Annotated in this window: 13 protein-coding genes and 7 tRNA genes; 8 read left to right on the forward strand and 12 right to left on the reverse strand. The window is 67.0% G+C overall.

Annotated features, from left to right (window positions below):
* Positions 1-14: 14 nt before the first annotated feature.
* The 3 genes from ACH46_RS09410 to ACH46_RS09420 form a co-directional block, all read right to left on the reverse strand.
* On the reverse strand, positions 15-1,247 hold the full coding sequence (locus tag ACH46_RS09410; RefSeq protein WP_417935287.1) for a glycosyltransferase family 87 protein: 1,233 nt from the start codon (positions 1,245-1,247) through the stop codon (positions 15-17).
* Between the two features lie 61 nt (positions 1,248-1,308).
* Entirely contained in the window at positions 1,309-2,883 is a 1,575-nt protein-coding gene (locus ACH46_RS09415) for an alpha/beta fold hydrolase (protein WP_062392674.1), read from the reverse strand.
* 10 nt (positions 2,884-2,893) lie between these two features.
* The gene (locus ACH46_RS09420) at positions 2,894-3,643 is read right to left on the reverse strand and encodes a dihydrofolate reductase family protein (RefSeq protein ID WP_226995823.1); all 750 of its coding nucleotides are present in this window, start codon (positions 3,641-3,643) and stop codon (positions 2,894-2,896) included.
* Between the two features lie 44 nt (positions 3,644-3,687).
* Between ACH46_RS09420 and zapE the strand changes: the two genes are divergently transcribed.
* Together zapE and ACH46_RS09430 are read left to right on the forward strand one after the other, a co-directional pair.
* Positions 3,688-4,704, forward strand: coding sequence for a cell division protein ZapE (gene zapE / locus ACH46_RS09425; protein WP_062392676.1), 1,017 nt, complete (start codon positions 3,688-3,690; stop codon positions 4,702-4,704).
* A gap of 1 nt (position 4,705) precedes the next feature.
* On the forward strand, positions 4,706-5,335 hold the full coding sequence (locus ACH46_RS09430; RefSeq protein ID WP_062392677.1) for a Type 1 glutamine amidotransferase-like domain-containing protein: 630 nt from the start codon (positions 4,706-4,708) through the stop codon (positions 5,333-5,335).
* A 10-nt stretch (positions 5,336-5,345) separates the two neighbouring features.
* Here the strand turns inward: ACH46_RS09430 and ACH46_RS09435 are convergent, their stop codons facing one another.
* On the reverse strand, positions 5,346-5,978 hold the full coding sequence (locus ACH46_RS09435; RefSeq protein WP_226995824.1) for a GNAT family N-acetyltransferase: 633 nt from the start codon (positions 5,976-5,978) through the stop codon (positions 5,346-5,348).
* Positions 5,979-6,036: 58 nt separating this feature from the next.
* Between ACH46_RS09435 and ACH46_RS09440 the strand changes: the two genes are divergently transcribed.
* The 4 genes from ACH46_RS09440 (at position 6,037) to ACH46_RS09455 (ending at position 11,368) form a co-directional block, all read left to right on the forward strand.
* Positions 6,037-6,918: a DUF4261 domain-containing protein gene (locus ACH46_RS09440; RefSeq protein ID WP_062392678.1), complete on the forward strand. Its 882-nt coding sequence runs from the start codon at positions 6,037-6,039 to the stop codon at positions 6,916-6,918.
* 69 nt (positions 6,919-6,987) lie between these two features.
* Positions 6,988-8,484 (forward strand): DHA2 family efflux MFS transporter permease subunit, encoded by a 1,497-nt coding sequence (locus ACH46_RS09445; RefSeq protein ID WP_062392679.1) that lies wholly within the window; start codon positions 6,988-6,990, stop codon positions 8,482-8,484.
* A gap of 403 nt (positions 8,485-8,887) precedes the next feature.
* On the forward strand, positions 8,888-10,468 hold the full coding sequence (locus ACH46_RS09450; RefSeq protein WP_062395208.1) for a DUF222 domain-containing protein: 1,581 nt from the start codon (positions 8,888-8,890) through the stop codon (positions 10,466-10,468).
* A 66-nt stretch (positions 10,469-10,534) separates the two neighbouring features.
* Positions 10,535-11,368 (forward strand): hypothetical protein, encoded by an 834-nt coding sequence (locus tag ACH46_RS09455; RefSeq protein WP_062392680.1) that lies wholly within the window; start codon positions 10,535-10,537, stop codon positions 11,366-11,368.
* On the opposite strand, the gene ACH46_RS09460 is transcribed toward ACH46_RS09455, so the two are convergent.
* The 7 genes from ACH46_RS09460 to ACH46_RS09490 form a co-directional block, all read right to left on the reverse strand.
* Positions 11,365-12,231 carry a DUF4261 domain-containing protein gene (locus ACH46_RS09460; RefSeq protein ID WP_062395209.1) on the reverse strand — a complete coding sequence of 289 codons (867 nt, stop codon included), beginning with the start codon at positions 12,229-12,231 and terminating at the stop codon, positions 11,365-11,367. The two genes, ACH46_RS09455 and ACH46_RS09460, sit on opposite strands and share 4 nt — an antisense overlap.
* 78 nt (positions 12,232-12,309) lie before the next feature.
* Positions 12,310-12,381 (reverse strand) — tRNA-Val (locus ACH46_RS09465).
* A 24-nt stretch (positions 12,382-12,405) separates the two neighbouring features.
* Positions 12,406-12,479 (reverse strand) — tRNA-Cys (locus tag ACH46_RS09470).
* Between the two features lie 11 nt (positions 12,480-12,490).
* Positions 12,491-12,563 (reverse strand) — tRNA-Gly (locus ACH46_RS09475).
* A gap of 263 nt (positions 12,564-12,826) precedes the next feature.
* Positions 12,827-12,901, reverse strand: a tRNA-Val gene (locus ACH46_RS09480).
* A gap of 16 nt (positions 12,902-12,917) precedes the next feature.
* Positions 12,918-12,991, reverse strand: a tRNA-Cys gene (locus tag ACH46_RS09485).
* A gap of 13 nt (positions 12,992-13,004) precedes the next feature.
* A tRNA-Gly gene (locus ACH46_RS09490) sits at positions 13,005-13,077 on the reverse strand.
* Positions 13,078-13,448: 371 nt separating this feature from the next.
* On the opposite strand from ACH46_RS09490, the gene ACH46_RS09495 reads away from it, so the two are divergent.
* Positions 13,449-13,520: transfer RNA gene (locus tag ACH46_RS09495), tRNA-Val, on the forward strand.
* Positions 13,521-13,553: 33 nt separating this feature from the next.
* Here ACH46_RS09495 and ACH46_RS09500 read toward each other — a convergent pair.
* Positions 13,554-14,741 (reverse strand): tyrosine-type recombinase/integrase, encoded by a 1,188-nt coding sequence (locus tag ACH46_RS09500; protein WP_157851033.1) that lies wholly within the window; start codon positions 14,739-14,741, stop codon positions 13,554-13,556.
* Between the two features lie 351 nt (positions 14,742-15,092).
* On the opposite strand from ACH46_RS09500, the gene ACH46_RS09505 reads away from it, so the two are divergent.
* Entirely contained in the window at positions 15,093-15,281 is a 189-nt protein-coding gene (locus ACH46_RS09505) for a helix-turn-helix transcriptional regulator (RefSeq protein ID WP_062392682.1), read from the forward strand.
* Positions 15,282-15,413 lie beyond the last annotated feature (132 nt).

The raw sequence follows: 15,413 nt of genomic DNA on the forward strand, positions 1-15,413 counted from the left end.
GTCGAGGGTAGCGCTCAGGCGGTGGTCGCCGCCGTGGGACGTTCCGCGGTCGGTCCGCCGTCGACCTTGCGGAGATCGAGGAAGCGGAACAGCAGGACGCAGAAGACGGCGATCATCAGCAGGGACCAGCCCAGCGGCACCTTGTTGTACTCCAGGTAGCGACCGAACGGCTCCCACTTGTTGGAGGCGAAGACGTCGAAGGTCATGCAGCCGTAGACGCCGAGCCACGCGGGCCAGTTGCGCATCGTCGAACCGGGGAGGAAGACGGTCATCAGCAGCGGGAACAGCAGCATGGAGTAGTAGCCCTGTCCCAGCGAGCCCACCAGGAACGTGGTGCACAGCAGCACGCCGGACGACGTCGCCAGCCACAGCAGCTCATCGGTGCGGCGGTAGTGCCTGTACAGGAACCACAGCGAGAAGACCGCCATCGCGGTGAACGCGATGCGTAGCAGCCACGACAGCCACGAGTCGATGCCGAAGTACAGGGCGTTGCCGGTGATGGAGCTGTTGTAGTAGTCGCGGGACTCGCCGAGGTAGGGGACGGTCCGACGGATGAAGTCCATCGGATCCGCGGACAGCGGCCAGGCGAGGGCGTTGAGCACGGCGGGGATGCCGATCGCGGTGATCAGGATCTTCCACTGACGGTTCAGCAGCACCAGCAGCAGGATCGGCGCCAGGACGGGCTTCACGGCCAGGGTGAGGCCGATGAACACGCCGGCCCACAGGTCGTGGCGGCCGAGCATCAGCATCATGAACGCGAGGAGGCCCAGCAGCACGAAGCCGTTGAAGTTGGTGAAGATGAGCGTGTGCGCGACGGTCTCGGTGCTGAAGAAGAAGAACAGCACGGCTGGGAAGACCCACGAGTCGTAGGTGAACCCGAACATGCGGGTCAACAGGTAGGCGCACAGGATCAGGACCGCGACGCTCACGCCGATGAAGATCCATCGGTAGGTCTGCGGGTCCAGGATCGCCAGCGGCGACATCAGCAGGGTGCCCGACGGCGGGTACAGGTAGTGCGGATCGACGGTCGAGTAGTTCTCGTTGTAGACCGGATTCCGGTTCAGGAACGCCAGCGCGGCGTTGTAGACCGGGGTGAAGTCGTCGGTCCGATGACCGTTGACGCCCAGGATCACCGAGCGCTGGAAGATCATCATGATCGAGATCGGCCACAGGATCAGCGAGATGATCCGGCTCGGTTCGACGCGCGGAAACAGGGAGCGCTCAACAACGTTCACTCGCGTGACCATACTGCATTCTCCGATACTCCCTGATCCTGACACGTCGCGACGGCGAGATGTTCCGCAGGCATCAGACCGGGCACGAGCGTTGTGTCGGCTTTCCGAGGGGCTTGGGGCCGAGGTAGTCACCGATGAGCCCGGTCGCGCAGCGCGAGTGCGCGGCCACCGAGTAACCCAGGCCGTCCCAGGAGACGGTGGTCGGCTCGGTGTTGGCGGCCAGGAACAGCGGCGTCAGGTTGTTCGCCGCGTCGGCTCCGTTGATCGGATCGTTCTTGCCGACCAGGATCAGCGGCGCCACCGAGAAGCTGTCCGGCGCGGCCGGCGTGTCGGTGACGCCCCACCCGTCGCAGCGCACCAGGTCGAGTGCCGTCGTGACACCGGTCAGGGGGTTGCGACCGGACCAGTCCCGCGCCAGCCCGGCGATCTGGTCGGAGCCGGGGCGACCGCGGAGGTCGTTGCAGCGGGCCACCACCTGGCCGTCGTCGAGACGCAGGATGCGGCCCAGGTCGGCGAGCGTCTTCAGTGCCGCGGTGTCGCCGCGATCGGCGTCGGCGAGGGCCGATCCGAGGGCCTTGAGGCCGTCGGGCGACGTGTCGTCGACGGCGAGTGCGGTGGTGACGGCGAGGAGGACTTCGGTGTCGGAGAGGGCGCCGTCAGTGGGGGTGGCGCCCGCGGTCATCAGTCGGCCCAGGACGGCGGGACCGTCGGCCCCGATCGCGCAGCCGGCGCCGGCGCAGCGGCGGAGGAATGCTCCGAGGGCGGCCTGCAGACCGGCGGCGCGGGTCGCGGCGGCATCCTTGGCGTTGACGTTGTAGCCGACGGGGGAGTCCAGGATCAGGCGACCCACGTGGTCGGGGTGGGCGGCCGCGTAGGCCAGCGCCACCGACGATCCGCTGCCGACGCCGAGGAGGGCGAGCCGGTCGACGTCCCACCGGTCCCGCAACTGCTCGAGGTCGGTGGCGGCGGACGCTGCGGAGTAGTCGAGCTGGTCGGGGGTGAGGGTGTCGTTGCACTGGTCGGCGGCGCCGCGCGCACTGTCGGCGAGGCCGTCGACACGCGCGGGGAGGTCGCGCTTGCCGTCGGCGCCGTTGGTCCGGTACGCGGCGCGCTGCCGGGTGGTCATGCAGTCGATGACGCCGGAGGTGCCGGTTCCGCGGTGGTCCACGGCCACCACCGGTCGTGCGTCGAGGAGCGAACGGCCGTCGCCGTCGGCGAAGAGCAGGAGGGTGCGGGAGCTCGGCAGGTCGTCGCCGGAGGTCAGGACGAGGGGGACGGCGTCGTCCGGGGTGGCGGACGTGCGGGCACGGACCACTCCGATGCGGATGGTGTTGCTGGTGCTGTTGTCGGCGTTGACGGGGACGTCGTAGGTGGCGCAGTCGAGCTTCACGCCGTTCGGGACGGTGGTCTTGTACTTGTCGGCGATCTTGGCGGCGCACGGCTTCCAGTTGAGGTGCGACTTCGGTGCCGAGAGGCCGGGCTGTGCGGCAGTCGTGGGACCGGAGTGATCGCCGACGTCGCCGCGCACGATGTCCGGACCGGTGTCCGGTCCGACGGCGCACCCGGTGAGGAGTGCGAGGACGGCGATCAGCGCGACGATCGGGGCACCGGCCGCGGCGACTGGGGATCGGTGTCCGGCTGAGTGCATGCCCGCGAGCCTAGTCGGTGGACGCCGGCGGTCGCGGGACGGCACGCTCCCACAACTGGAACTGGAAGCCGTCGTCGTTGGCGAGTTGGTGGCGCAGTCGCATCCGGTTCGGTCCGTCCGGCTCGGCGCCGTGGGAGATCCGCGGCGCGGCGCCGCCGGTCAGGATGGGACTGACGGTGAGCGCCAGCTCGTCGAGCAGGTCGGCGGCGGCCACCGCGGCGAGGAACCGGGGGCCGCCTTCGCACAGGATCCTGGTGAGCCCGCGCTCGGCGAGCTGGTCGAGGAGGCGTCGGGGGTCGACGTCGTCGTCGCCGCAGTCGAGGAGGGTCGCGCCGGCGTCGACGAGTCGAGTGCGGGCGGCAGCTGGGGCGTTCGTGCAGGTCGCGACCACGACAGCGGGATCGGTCAGGGTCGTGTACTCGGCGGGGATGGTGAGGCTGCGTGACACCAGGACCAGCAGCGGGACACGAGACTGGCCGCGGGCGGACCGTGCGGCGGTGTCGTCGGTGGCGACCGTCGGCGGGTGGTAACCCTCGTTGACCGCCGTCTGTGCACCGACGACGATCACATCCGCGAGGCTGCGTTGCAGGTGGAAGATCCGGTGGTCGTCGGGGCCGCCGAGCGCGCCGGACTTGCCGTCTGCGGTGGCGGCGCCGTCGATGCTCGCGATCATGTTCGCGCGGATCACGGGCCGGTCGGAGGGCGGGAAGGCGTACGCCCGAGTCAGCTGGTCCGCTGTGACATCAGTCGCTTTCTGCATGAGGAACATGAGTCCATCATGCGGGTCCTCGTTACCCTTGACTGATGCTGGCACGACTTAGCGATCGGAACCCGGTCCTGGCACCCGACCAACTCATCGACGACATGGTGCCGCCGAGGATGTTCGACGAGGTGAGCTTCGACTCCTACATTCCCGACCCGAACGAGCCCAGCCAGACCGATGCGGTCAACGCCTGCCGTCGATTCGTGGAGCGGGCGTCGAAGATTCGGACCGGCGGCAAGCGGAGCTTCTTCCGCAAGTCGACGCCGCCGCAGGGCATCGGCGTGTACCTCGACGGCGGGTTCGGTGTCGGCAAGACGCATCTCCTCGCGTCCGTGTACCACTCCATGCCCGAGCCCAAGGCGTTCGCGACCTTCGGCGAGGTCACCAACGTGGTCGGAGCCATGGGCTACGTCGACGCGCTCGAGCGCCTGTCGGGTCACAGTGTCCTCTGCATCGATGAGTTCGAGCTCGACGATCCGGGCGACACCATGGTCGTCTCGCGTCTGCTGACTGAGCTCGTCGCGCGCGGCGTCTCCATCGTCGCGACGTCGAACACGCTCCCCGGCCAGCTCGGTGAGGGTCGTTTCGCCGCCCAGGACTTCCTACGCGAGATCCAGAAGCTGTCGGCGATCTTCGAGACTCTCCGCGTCGACGGTCCCGACTACCGCCACCGCGATCTGCCGCCGGCTCCCGAGCCGTCGACCAATGCCGAGCTCGAGGCGTTCGCCGAGAACACCGTCGGTGCGACCCTCGACGAGTTCGACGATCTCGTCGAGCACCTCGCCAAGATGCACCCGTCCAAGTACAAGGCGCTGGTCGAGGGCATCTCGCTGGTCTGCGTCAAGAACGTGCATCCGGCGCCCGATCAGGCTGTCGCGCTGCGGCTGGTGGCGCTCACCGACCGCCTGTACGACGCCGAGATCCCGGTCAGCATCTCGGGCGTCAAGTTGGACGAGATCTTCACCCCGGAGATGGTGGCGGGTGGTTACCGCAAGAAGTACCTGCGCGCGGTGTCCCGGTTGCTTGCGCTGAGTCGATTCGCGGGAGCGACCGACTGACATGCAGGGGCCGCTGATCCTGTTGTCCCTGGGCGCGGGTGCACTCACCGAGTATCTGCCCGCCGTTCAGGGAGAGCAGTACGTCCGGATCGGGTACATCGACGAGGCGCAGCGACACCTGCTCGACCAGCCCTTCACCGGGCCGGAGCGTGAGCGTCTGGTCCGGTTCGGCTACCACGTGGTGAACATCGACCTGCGGAAGAACGGCTTCGAGGACGATCTTGCGGGCGTCGACGCCGTCTACCTCAGCGGCGGCGACACCTTCGCACTGATGAGCGGTTTGCGCCGCAGCGGTGCCGACACGATCATCGCCGACCGAGTCCGCGACGGCATGCCCTATGTCGGTCTGAGCGCGGGCGCCGTCGTCGCCGGCCCCGACATCGAACCGGCGGCCCTGATGGACGATCCGGGCATGGGGCTGGATCTGGCTGACTTCCGCGGCCTCGGCCTCACCGACACGGTCGTCATCCCGCACGCCGACGGCCAGTTGCCGCCGTACCCGTCGGAACTGATCGACCGCACTCTCAACGAGTACGGCGACCGCTTCACCCTCCTGCCGCTCTACGACGACCAGGCGCTCATCGTCGACGACGAGGGCTCCCGCGTCGTGGACTCGACCGAGCCGGCCTAGCTGTGATGTCCTAGGAGACCTCGCGTCCGAGCACGAAGTCGTGCTCGATCGCACCGTTCATGTCGAACGTCTTCGTCCCGATCCGGGTGAAGCCCATCTTGGCGTAGAACTTCTGGGCGCGCTGATTCCCGGAGTGCACCCCCAGCCACGCGTACGACGAGCCGTGCGCGGCCGCCGCGTGGATCGCTGCCGTCATCAGCGCGTGGGCGGGCTTCTGCGCGTTGTGGGCGGCGTGGTGGTGGGGGAGGATGTACATCTTCGAGATCTCCGTGACGGCGCCGTTCGACATCGCCTTCGGTCCGCCCGATGCGGCGAGCACCGCGGCGCGGACGTCGTCGATCGTCGGCACCTCGTGGATCAGCAGCGAATAGCCGATGATCGGACCGTCGGCTCCGTCTCGGATGACGAGTACCTGCTTCACCGGGTCCTCGATGTGCTCGACGAAGCGAGCCGTGGACAGTTGCTGCCCGATGTGCGCGGCAATGTTCTCCGGCGTCGAGTGCGGCGGGCAGGCGAGCGGGAAGGTGACGGCTGCGACGTCGGCGATCGCAGCGGCCTGCGACGTGTCGGTGACGGTCTCGATGACGAGAACGGAGTCGGGGCTGGAAGCGGAGTCGGTATCGGAAATACTGGTCGCAGTCACCGTTCTATTCTTCCCGCAGTCGCTATCGTTGCGCTAGCAACCGACAGTCAGGATTCCCGTGGTACCTCTGCTCGTCTCACTGTTCCAGTCCAGGCGCGATCCCGCTCTCACCGTGCAGCGACTGTTCGAACAGATCCAAGCAGACTGGGGCGAGGCCCTGGACGAAGAGTTCGACTCGATGCGCCCGGAGACGCCCGAGGAGACCGCCGGGCCGAAGAAGCTCGTCGAGGCGATGGGGTTCCGGTTCGACGATCGGCGGGTGGTCGTCGCAGCCTTCGGCATCCCCTTCGGGTTCGACCCGGAGGTCGCAGCGGAGGCGAGCCCCCACTGGGATCAGGGGCTGCACCTGCCGGACATCGACGGGCCGTCGTACACCGTGACCGTGCTGCCGAACCCCGACGCTGGCGATGACGAGGACGAGTTCTACACCGCCGACGACCGCGACGTCCTCGGCGAGGCGATCCTGATCTCCCGCGTGGTCGCGTCGATTCAGGCGTGCACGGACACGGTGACCGCGGTGTTCGCGCATCCGTCGGACATGCTGATTCCGCCTGACGTGTATCGCGAGTCCGCGTTGAACGCCGCGCCCGGGCTGCCGCTGACGACGTGGGTCGACTTCCTGGTCGCGGACGAGAGCGGCACGACGTCGGGCGAGACGATCGGCATGACCGACCTGAGGCTGTACGACATCGAGATCCCCGAGAGCCGGATGCCCGCGGAGGCGGTGGTGCGGGTCCTCGCCGACACGGCAGTCCTGCAGTACGAGGAGGGCCCGATCATCGAGGACGGCATGACGCTCGAGAGCGAGTACGGCGACTTCCAGGCCGCGATCGTGCCGTCGAAGTACGATCCCGACTTCTGGGTGCTCCAGCTGACGGCGCCGGTCCTGGCCAATCGGGCGCAGCGTCGGGCCGCAGCGAGGCGAGCGAAAAGACGATGACCCAGATCACTCGATCGCGCGTAGCCTGGAGCATTGCACGATGTCGACGAGTGAATCGAGCGTTCATTGATGTCTTCAGCAGCTGAGTCGTTCGTCGCACCTGATCCGCGTCGCTGGAAGGCACTGGTCTTCATCTGTCTGGCGCAGCTGATGGTGGTGCTCGACGGCACCGTGGTCAACATCGCGCTGCCGAATGCGAAAGCGGATCTCGGCATCAGCGACGCCAACCAGCAATGGGTCATCACCGCCTACGCCCTGGCGTTCGGCGGTCTCCTCCTGTTCGGCGGTCGTATCTCGGACCTGTGGGGTCGACGGCGCGCCCTCATCATCGGTCTGGTCGGCTTCGCTGCTGCCTCCGCGATCGGCGGCGCCGCGGTCAACCAGGGGATGCTGTTCGGCGCCCGCACGCTGCAGGGTGCCTTCGGTGCACTGTTGGCACCGGCGGCGCTGTCGTTGCTGACGGTGATGTTCACGACGCCCGCCGACCGCGCCAAGGCGTTCGGCATCTTCGGAGCGATCGCCGGTGGCGGCGCTGCGCTCGGGCTGCTCCTCGGCGGACTGCTGACGCAGGCGCTCGACTGGCGCTGGACGATGTACATCAATGTCGTGATCGCGGCGGCCGCGCTGCTCGGAGCAGTCTTCGAGATCAAGGAGCCGCCCAAGCTCGGCGACCACGTCGTGAAGCTCGACATCCTCGGTGCCGTCCTCGCCGGCGCGGGACTCGCACTGGTGGTCTACGGCTTCAGCCGCGCCGCCGAAGAGGGCTGGGGCGACACGGGCACCATTGTGTGCCTCATCGCGGCGGTCGTGTTTCTGGCGGCGTTCGTCGCCTGGCAGCTGCGCACGTCGCATCCGCTGCTCCCGCTGCGCGTCGTGGTCGACCGTGCGCGCGGTGGCGCCTACCTGAGCGTCGGACTCTCGACGATCGCGATGTTCGGGTCGTTCCTGTTCCTGACGCTCTACATGCAGGATGCGCACCACTATTCGCCGCTGAGCGCCGGTGTCGCGTTCCTGCCCATGGTGCTCGGCATGCTGATCGGCTCCACCCAGATCGCGACTCGACTCATCACCCGCGTTCCGCCGCGCTTCCTGATCGTGCCGGGCGTGCTCGTCGGGGCGGTCGGCATGCTGCTGCTCAGCCGGGTGTCCGCTGAGTCGACCCACTACTGGTCGGCGATCTTCCCGGGTCTGCTGCTCCTCGGCGCCGGCATGGGAACGGTCTTCATGACGACCATCAACCTGGCGACGTACGGTGTCGAGTCGCGCGACGCCGGTGTGGCGTCGGCCATGGTGAACACGTCGCAGCAGGTCGGCGGCGCAGTCGGTACCGCGCTGCTGAACACGATCGCGGCGAACGCCGCGGCCCGCTACGTCACCGACCATGTCGGTGCCGTCCGCGGCCCCGCCGATGTCGCGACGATGAAGATCGCCGCGCTCGTCCACGGCGAGACGATCGGCTTCTACGTCGCCGCGGGGATCCTCGCTCTCGTCGCGGTCGTCGCCGGGACGCTGATCAACGTGCCCGAGCCGATCGGCGTGGAGCGTGAACCTGTGCCGATCGAGTAGCTCCGGCGCGCAGCGCTGTAGCGTCATTGAGATCGACTCATCCCGCAGAACTTGCCATCACGACGTGTCCAGATTTCCGGCGTGTCGCAACCCCTTGCTGGTCGAGTAGCTCGGGCGCGCAGCGCCGTTGCGTGATCGAGATCTGGCCTCCCGCAGAACCTGCCACCACGGCGTGTCGGATTCTTTCGGCGTGTCGCAACCCCTTGCTGATCGCGTAGCTCCGGCGCGCAGCGCCGCTGCGTCATCGAGATCGACCCTCCCAGGGAAACCTGCCATCACGGCGTGTCGGGTTTCCTCGGCGTGTCGTTGTCCGGCAGGTCAGCCCTCTATTCTCCGCATCCGAAAATGTCAGACCCCCTCACTACAATCGAATGTGAGTTCGATGACGGATTCGGAGGGTGTCATGGCAACGACAGCAGCAGAACGAACCGGTTCGACTCGTTCGTCGGTGGTGGTGACCGACGACGCGATCCAGGTGCGGATCCCGCGTCCGGACACGGCGGGACCGCAGTCGCCGGGCGCGGCCAAACTCGCGTTCGCCGCCCGGGCGGACTCCTTCCAAGGCCTGGTGCTGTGGCATCGGTACGAGGCCATCTATGCATTGTTGGTGGCGCGGATGGCGCAGGCCGACGCGAACGGTGCGAATACCGAGTACACGCGGGTCTACGACCCGCTGTGCCAGGTCGCCGCCTCGTACGCGGTCGTCGCCGGGGTGCGGCAGAAGTCGGCGGAGCACTTCGTCGAAGCCGCCCAGGCGTGCTTCGAGAAGATTCCGGCCGTGGGGCGTCTGCTGCGCGACGGACTGATCACCCCGGCGTGGTTCACCCGGGTCGTCGAACAGACCTCGCTGGTCATCGACCCGGAGTTGATGGCGTTCCTTGATGCGGAGATCGCTCACCGCCTCTCCACCCTCGGCGGGTTGACGGCCAAGCGGGTGGAGGACGCGGTGAAGGCGATCGTCGCCGAACACGACCCGGACGCGGTGATGCTGACCCGCGAGGAGGTAAAAGCGCAGAGGAACGTGATCGTGAACCCCCTCAACGAGGGCATGTCGGAGGTCATCGTCACCACCACCGCCGAGGACGCCATCCTCATCAAAGACGCCCTCGACGCGGTGATCGCCGGAGTCTGCCCGTTCGACGGCCGTTCTCGTGGGCAACTGCGCTCCGATGCCGCGGCCGCCCGCCTGACCGGTGCCCCGTTCGTCTGCCAGTGCGGCCGCGACGACTGCGCCGCCGAACTGTCCGACGAGGCTCTTGCCGCCCGCTGCGCCCGCGTCGTCCTGCACGTGGTCGCCCGCAAGGACACCCTCGACGGCACCTCGACGCTCCCGGCGCTGCTGGACGGCTACGGTCCGATCTCCGCCGACCATGCGCGTGAGCTGGCCGCGCGTCCGGACGCGGTTCGTCGGGAGTTGAACCTGGACGAGTTGCTGGATCATCAGGCCCAGCCCGGCAATCCGTATCGGCCGACGGCCGCCCTGGACACCGCGGCGCGCGCCGTCCACGGGACGTGCTCGTGGATCGGGTGCGATCGCCCCGCCTGGAAGTGCGACCTGGATCATTTGACCGAGTTCAATCACGCCGACCCCGCCGCGGGCGGCGCGACCTGTGCGTGCAACCTGAACCCGAAGTGCAAGTTCCATCACGGTTTGAAAACCCACGCGTCGGGCTGGCTCGATGATCAGATCGTCGGTGCGGACGGGGTGATCTGGACTGAGATCACGACTCCGGAAGGGCTGACGGTGCGGAAGCAGGCCGCCAACGGCTGGCTGATCCCCGAGTTGGGTTTGATGCCGTGCAGCCATGGTGCGGCGACACGCCCGGGTTCCGGACACGCCGAGAGTGCACCGGAACCGGAGCGGGCCAGGACTCGGTTGGAGGCCAAGCATCAGTACCGGATGCAGCGCCGGGCGGCGAACCGCCGCGCTCGTGAGGCCGCGATCGCCGCGATGGAGGCCGCCGACGGCCAACCCCCGTTCTGACTGTCGCTCACTGCCGAACTCTGTTCCAATGGGGAGGACAGCTACGCCAACGTGAGGAGCCGTCCCGTGTCGTTCCAGATCGTCACCCTGTTCCAATCCGCAGACGATCCCGACGTGACCGTCGACAGACTCGTCGACCAGATCCGAGACGACTGGTCCGAGCATCTCAACCTCGATCCCGCCGACATCAGACCGGACGACGACGCAGTGCCCGGGAAGGCGCTCACCGTTCGCTTCGGTCCGAAGCGGATCGGCGTCTTTCAGATGACCGGTCCATTCGAGTTCGACATCACCGCGCTCGTCGAGCAGAGTCGGCTGCTGGTGAACGGCGCTCCCGACACCGACGGGCCGTACATCGTCGTCTCAGTGGTGCCCGACGATGACGTCATCGACTCGCTCAACGAGGACGAGCTCGTCGAGCACAGTGAGCGAGACACCGGGGAGGAGGTCGAGGACGCCCTGCTGATCGGATTCGTTGTGGCGTCGCTGATCGCCTGTACCCACACGATCGATGCGGCGCTCTTCCACGCGGGCACGAACCTCGTGTCGGCGAACATCGTCCGCGAGACGACCATCGACTTCGCCCCGGTGCTTCCCGTGCTCCTGTGGGCCGAGTTCGGCGTGGGACCGCACCCCGACCTCGCCGACGAGTTCGGGGGCTACACCAATGGCTTGGACTCGCTCGGCCTCCGCGACATCGTCGTGCCGCGGTCCGGTGCAGACGGTCAGGCGACCGTCGAGCTGCTCATCGGGGTGGCGTTGAAAGAGTGCGCCGATCTGGCGCCGATCGACGCCGGCACCGTCCTGCAGACCGATATCGGTGCTTTCTCGGTCGGGTACGGCGCGCATCCGGACGAACCGGAGCGTCCCGACCTGATGGTCCTGACGCCGACCGGTTAGCGCTTCCTCTTGAACCAGCGACGCTTCTTCGGCTCCTCGACGGGGGCGTCGTCGTCGACCGGCGGCTCGAAGACCGGGAACTCCTGGCCGGGAAATTCCAGCGACAGCACGATCTTGTCGGTTTCCACCTGCGACGGTGCGTGGCGGACCACCACCTCCACCTCGTCCGTCTCGCCGATGCTGTGGCCGTCGCCGATGACGGGACCGTTCTCGAGTTGGTAGATCGACGTGTTGATGATCCGGCCGAAGGTGTCCTCCGCGGACTCGCGCGACGCGACGATCTCCACGTCCATCAGGCCCAGCATGTCCAGGCCCCGTGTGTGGCCGGTCATGATGCCATCGGGCCGGGGAGCGACATTGAGGGCCACCCACGCGGGCAGCATCGGCTGGGGCAGCGTCTCGATGGCGAGATCCCGGAACAGCGCCGGCAGGATCACATGATTCGCGCTGCCGAAGTAGACCGCGACGATCGTCTCGGTGAGGGCAACCGCCGAGGCGATGACCTTCGACATCAGTACTGCGTCGGCGATGGCCTCCACGTGCGTCTGCGCAGCGCCTGCGCGGACGACGGTCACGATGGTGTGTGCGCGGTAGTCGGAGGGAGCCGGGACGTCGTTGGGCCACAGGCGGCTGTACGCGGCGATCTCGCCGAGGTCGTCGCCGACCGGCTCGGCGAACGCCATCAACGAGATGACCTGATCTCCGTACGACAGCGACAGGGGCGCGTCGGCCTTCTTCGACGGCTCGACCCGCAGGAGAGCGGAGTCCAGGTCGGGGAAGTCGGTCAGCATCTGCGTGACGAGACGGTCTCCGTCGAGGGTGGGATCGAGGTGGCTCTGGAACAGCATCGCGAGACTGGGCACGACCACAATCCTGCCATGCGCCGAACCGGTGGATGAAAGTGAAGAAGCCCGCCAGATGACCGGCGGGCTTCTTCGAGGTGCGCGATACAAGGATTGAACTTGTGACCTCTTCCGTGTCAGGGAAGCGCTCTCCCACTGAGCTAATCGCGCAGGTATTGAGTTGTGGAACTTCGGTGGAGGTGGCGACGGGAATCGAACCCGTGTGCACGGCTTTGCAGGCCGTTGCCTCACCACTCGGCCACGCCACCGGGGTTTTCCGAGCGGATGACGGGATTCGAACCCGCGACCCTCACCTTGGCAAGGTGATGCGCTACCAGCTGCGCTACATCCGCATGCCGGTGAACACGTCTTGTGGACGCTGTCGCTCACCGGCGACAACAAACATTAACGTCCACCGAAGTGGAATTGCAAACCGGGGGACATATTGCGTCCGGAAACCCCCTGTGAAGTGCGAAGATTCGACGTTCGACGCGGATCGACGGGGTTGCGTCCAGGTGAACGGTCCGCCCACCGCTGCGCCAGTCGGGAGGTGCGAGGGGGAGTGGGCGCACAACGCGAGCGAGGCCCGGACGTATCCGGGCCTCGCTTGCGTTCATGGTGCGCGATACAAGGATTGAACTTGTGACCTCTTCCGTGTCAGGGAAGCGCTCTCCCACTGAGCTAATCGCGCAGGTATTGAATTGTCGTGGAGGTGGCGACGGGAATCGAACCCGTGTGCACGGCTTTGCAGGCCGTTGCCTCACCACTCGGCCACGCCACCGGGAGTGCTACAGAGCGGATGACGGGATTCGAACCCGCGACCCTCACCTTGGCAAGGTGATGCGCTACCAGCTGCGCTACATCCGCGTGCTTGTGAGCTGCCTTGTGGGCGTTGCTCACCAGCGAGAAGAACATTAGCGGCACAGCGTCGCAGAACACAAATCGGCAGGTCGGGGAGTTACAGGGGTGTAGTTCAGCTGCTTACCGGACTCCGATTCAGGAGTTCTGTGAGTGGAATCCAGTGGTCGAGGCTCGGCCTCGAGATGTGGCGAGTGCTCGGAGTGCGCGGGTGCCGTCGACCGAAGCGCAGCTGCGTTCGACGCCTGATCGAGGTTGCGGCCGGCGTCGCGAACCGCCGCAAATCTGGCCGCCGGGGGTGATTTGGTTGAACAGATGGTCAGTGTGTAATCTGACTTCTCGTGCGACAGCAGTCACTCTGCTGCGCAACAACTTCATACGGTCCCGTGGCTCAGTGGAAGAGCGTCCCGTTCACACCGGGAAGGTCGCTGGTTCGATCCCAGCCGGGACCACAAGATAACTACCAGGTCAGAGGCCCTTTCCGTTCAATCGGAGAGGGCCTCTCCTGTATCCGTGGACACGGTTTGGACACGCTCTAGTTCCGCGGCCCTCTGGGAGGCCAGCCGCGTGGCCACGGCCTCCAGGTCGTCCTCGAATAGGTCGGCGTACGTGTCCAGCGTCATCGACGCCTTGGCGTGGCCGAGCATCCGCTGGACCGCCTTGACGTTCGCCCCGGCCGAGATCGCCAAGGACGCGGCCGAATGGCGTAGGTCATGGGTAGTGACGGTGGGGAACTCCGGCGTGGTGGCGTGGCCGGTGAGGGCCGCCTCCTTGGCCCGGGTCTTGACGTTCCGCTCCACGACGGCCTCCACCGCCGGGGCCAGGGTCCGGTAGCGCCAGTTCGACGGCGTGACCACCGTCCCGCGCTCCGAGGTGAACACCGGATCCTCCCGCCCCTTACCGCGGACATGGTCGGCCATCACCTCGTCCAGGAACTCCGGATAGGGGACTGTCCGCCGCTCGTGGGTCTTGGGGGCCTTGTACCGCGCCGATCCGGCCTCGGTGACCGCCCGCTCCACGGTGATCTTCCGCCGCGCCAGGTCCACGTCCTGGGCCTGGAGTCCGGCCGCCTCACCGATCCGGAGGCCTGTGTACGCCAGGAACAGGACGAGATCTCGGCCGCGGTCCCCGGCCTCGGTGGCCAGTTCGTCCACCTGGGCGTGGGAGAGGTACCCGCGCGCCCGGTGGAGCCGCTTGGGGGCCGACACGTCGGCCGCTGGGTTGGTCGCCAGGTTCCCGTCCGCCACGCCCAAGGCCAAGATCTGCCGGAGGACGCCGAGGGCCGCCTCCACCATGACCGCCGAGCGGTCCGCGCCGATCATCTCGGAGACCCAGGCCTCCACGTGGCTCCGCTTGATCTTGCCCACCGGCGTGGAGGACCACCGCGGCTCCACGTCGTGGGAGTACACCGAGAGACGGTTCCTCTTGGTCTTGGCGGCCTTGGCGTCCAGGGACTTCTTCCACGACTCGGCCAGTGTGCCGACCGTGACCCGGCCCGCCGACGACTGGACGAATCCACCAGTGGACTTGGACACCTCGGTGGAGTGCATGAACGCGGTGGCGTCCCGCTTGGTGGTGAACCCGCGCTTACGCGTGGTCTGGCCGTTGGGGAGCCGGTAGCGGACCTCATACCGAGATCCGGCCTTGGTGTCGTACTTACTGATCGTTGCCATGCCTGGCAGCATAACCGTGGACACAGACATCGGGACGCGCATAACAATTCGGTAACGGTGCGATATGGCCTCTACCTGGGCATTGTGGACAACACTGTGGATAACTATGTCCACCAGCGTGTTTGTCTAGCGACCTGCGGATATAGGCCCTCGGTGTTGACGGGCGCCGTCAACACGGTTGACGGTCCGCGTCAACGTCGGTGCCCATTGGCAGACCTCGGACACGTTGGCACACAACCGATCTCGGTCTAACTTGGTGGACGTACACCGCACGGATACCTACCGGACATATGAAGCCCCACCAGGGGCGACCGTGAGGGGGCCGCGCATAGGCCCCGCTGGAGTACACCGATGGCTCACAAGCCCACCCTGAACACCCCCGAGGCCGCCGAGTACGTCAATTCGACGGTGGCCACCCTCAACTCCTGGCGATACCTCGGCCGCGGCCCCGCGTACATCAAGCTCGGCCGCCGCGTGGTCTACCGCGTGGCCGATCTGGACGCCTGGATGGACGCCAACACCGTCACGCCGAGCGCGTGACCCTGTCTGACACCAACCCGAGAGATCAAACTCCCTCTGTCAGACAGGATTCATCAACGTGACAACCATCCTCATCATCACCGTGGCCGCCATGGCCTGGCCGACCGGCTACGGCCTCGGCGTCATCCTCCG

This window comes from Gordonia phthalatica (assembly GCF_001305675.1).
Lineage (GTDB): Bacteria > Actinomycetota > Actinomycetes > Mycobacteriales > Mycobacteriaceae > Gordonia > Gordonia phthalatica.

What these genes read in the sequence shown, in the direction of transcription:
- zapE (WP_062392676.1), top strand. Translation starts at nt 3,688, where the DNA reads ATGCTGGCACGACTTAGCGATCGGAACCCGGTCCTGGCACCCGACCAA.
- ACH46_RS09410 (WP_417935287.1), bottom strand. Translation starts at nt 1,247, where the DNA reads ATGGTCACGCGAGTGAACGTTGTTGAGCGCTCCCTGTTTCCGCGCGTC.
- ACH46_RS09505 (WP_062392682.1), top strand. Translation starts at nt 15,093, where the DNA reads ATGGCTCACAAGCCCACCCTGAACACCCCCGAGGCCGCCGAGTACGTC.
- ACH46_RS09445 (WP_062392679.1), top strand. Translation starts at nt 6,988, where the DNA reads ATGTCTTCAGCAGCTGAGTCGTTCGTCGCACCTGATCCGCGTCGCTGG.
- ACH46_RS09415 (WP_062392674.1), bottom strand. Translation starts at nt 2,883, where the DNA reads ATGCACTCAGCCGGACACCGATCCCCAGTCGCCGCGGCCGGTGCCCCG.
- ACH46_RS09500 (WP_157851033.1), bottom strand. Translation starts at nt 14,741, where the DNA reads ATGGCAACGATCAGTAAGTACGACACCAAGGCCGGATCTCGGTATGAG.
- ACH46_RS09450 (WP_062395208.1), top strand. Translation starts at nt 8,888, where the DNA reads ATGGCAACGACAGCAGCAGAACGAACCGGTTCGACTCGTTCGTCGGTG.
- ACH46_RS09430 (WP_062392677.1), top strand. Translation starts at nt 4,706, where the DNA reads ATGCAGGGGCCGCTGATCCTGTTGTCCCTGGGCGCGGGTGCACTCACC.
- ACH46_RS09420 (WP_226995823.1), bottom strand. Translation starts at nt 3,643, where the DNA reads ATGCAGAAAGCGACTGATGTCACAGCGGACCAGCTGACTCGGGCGTAC.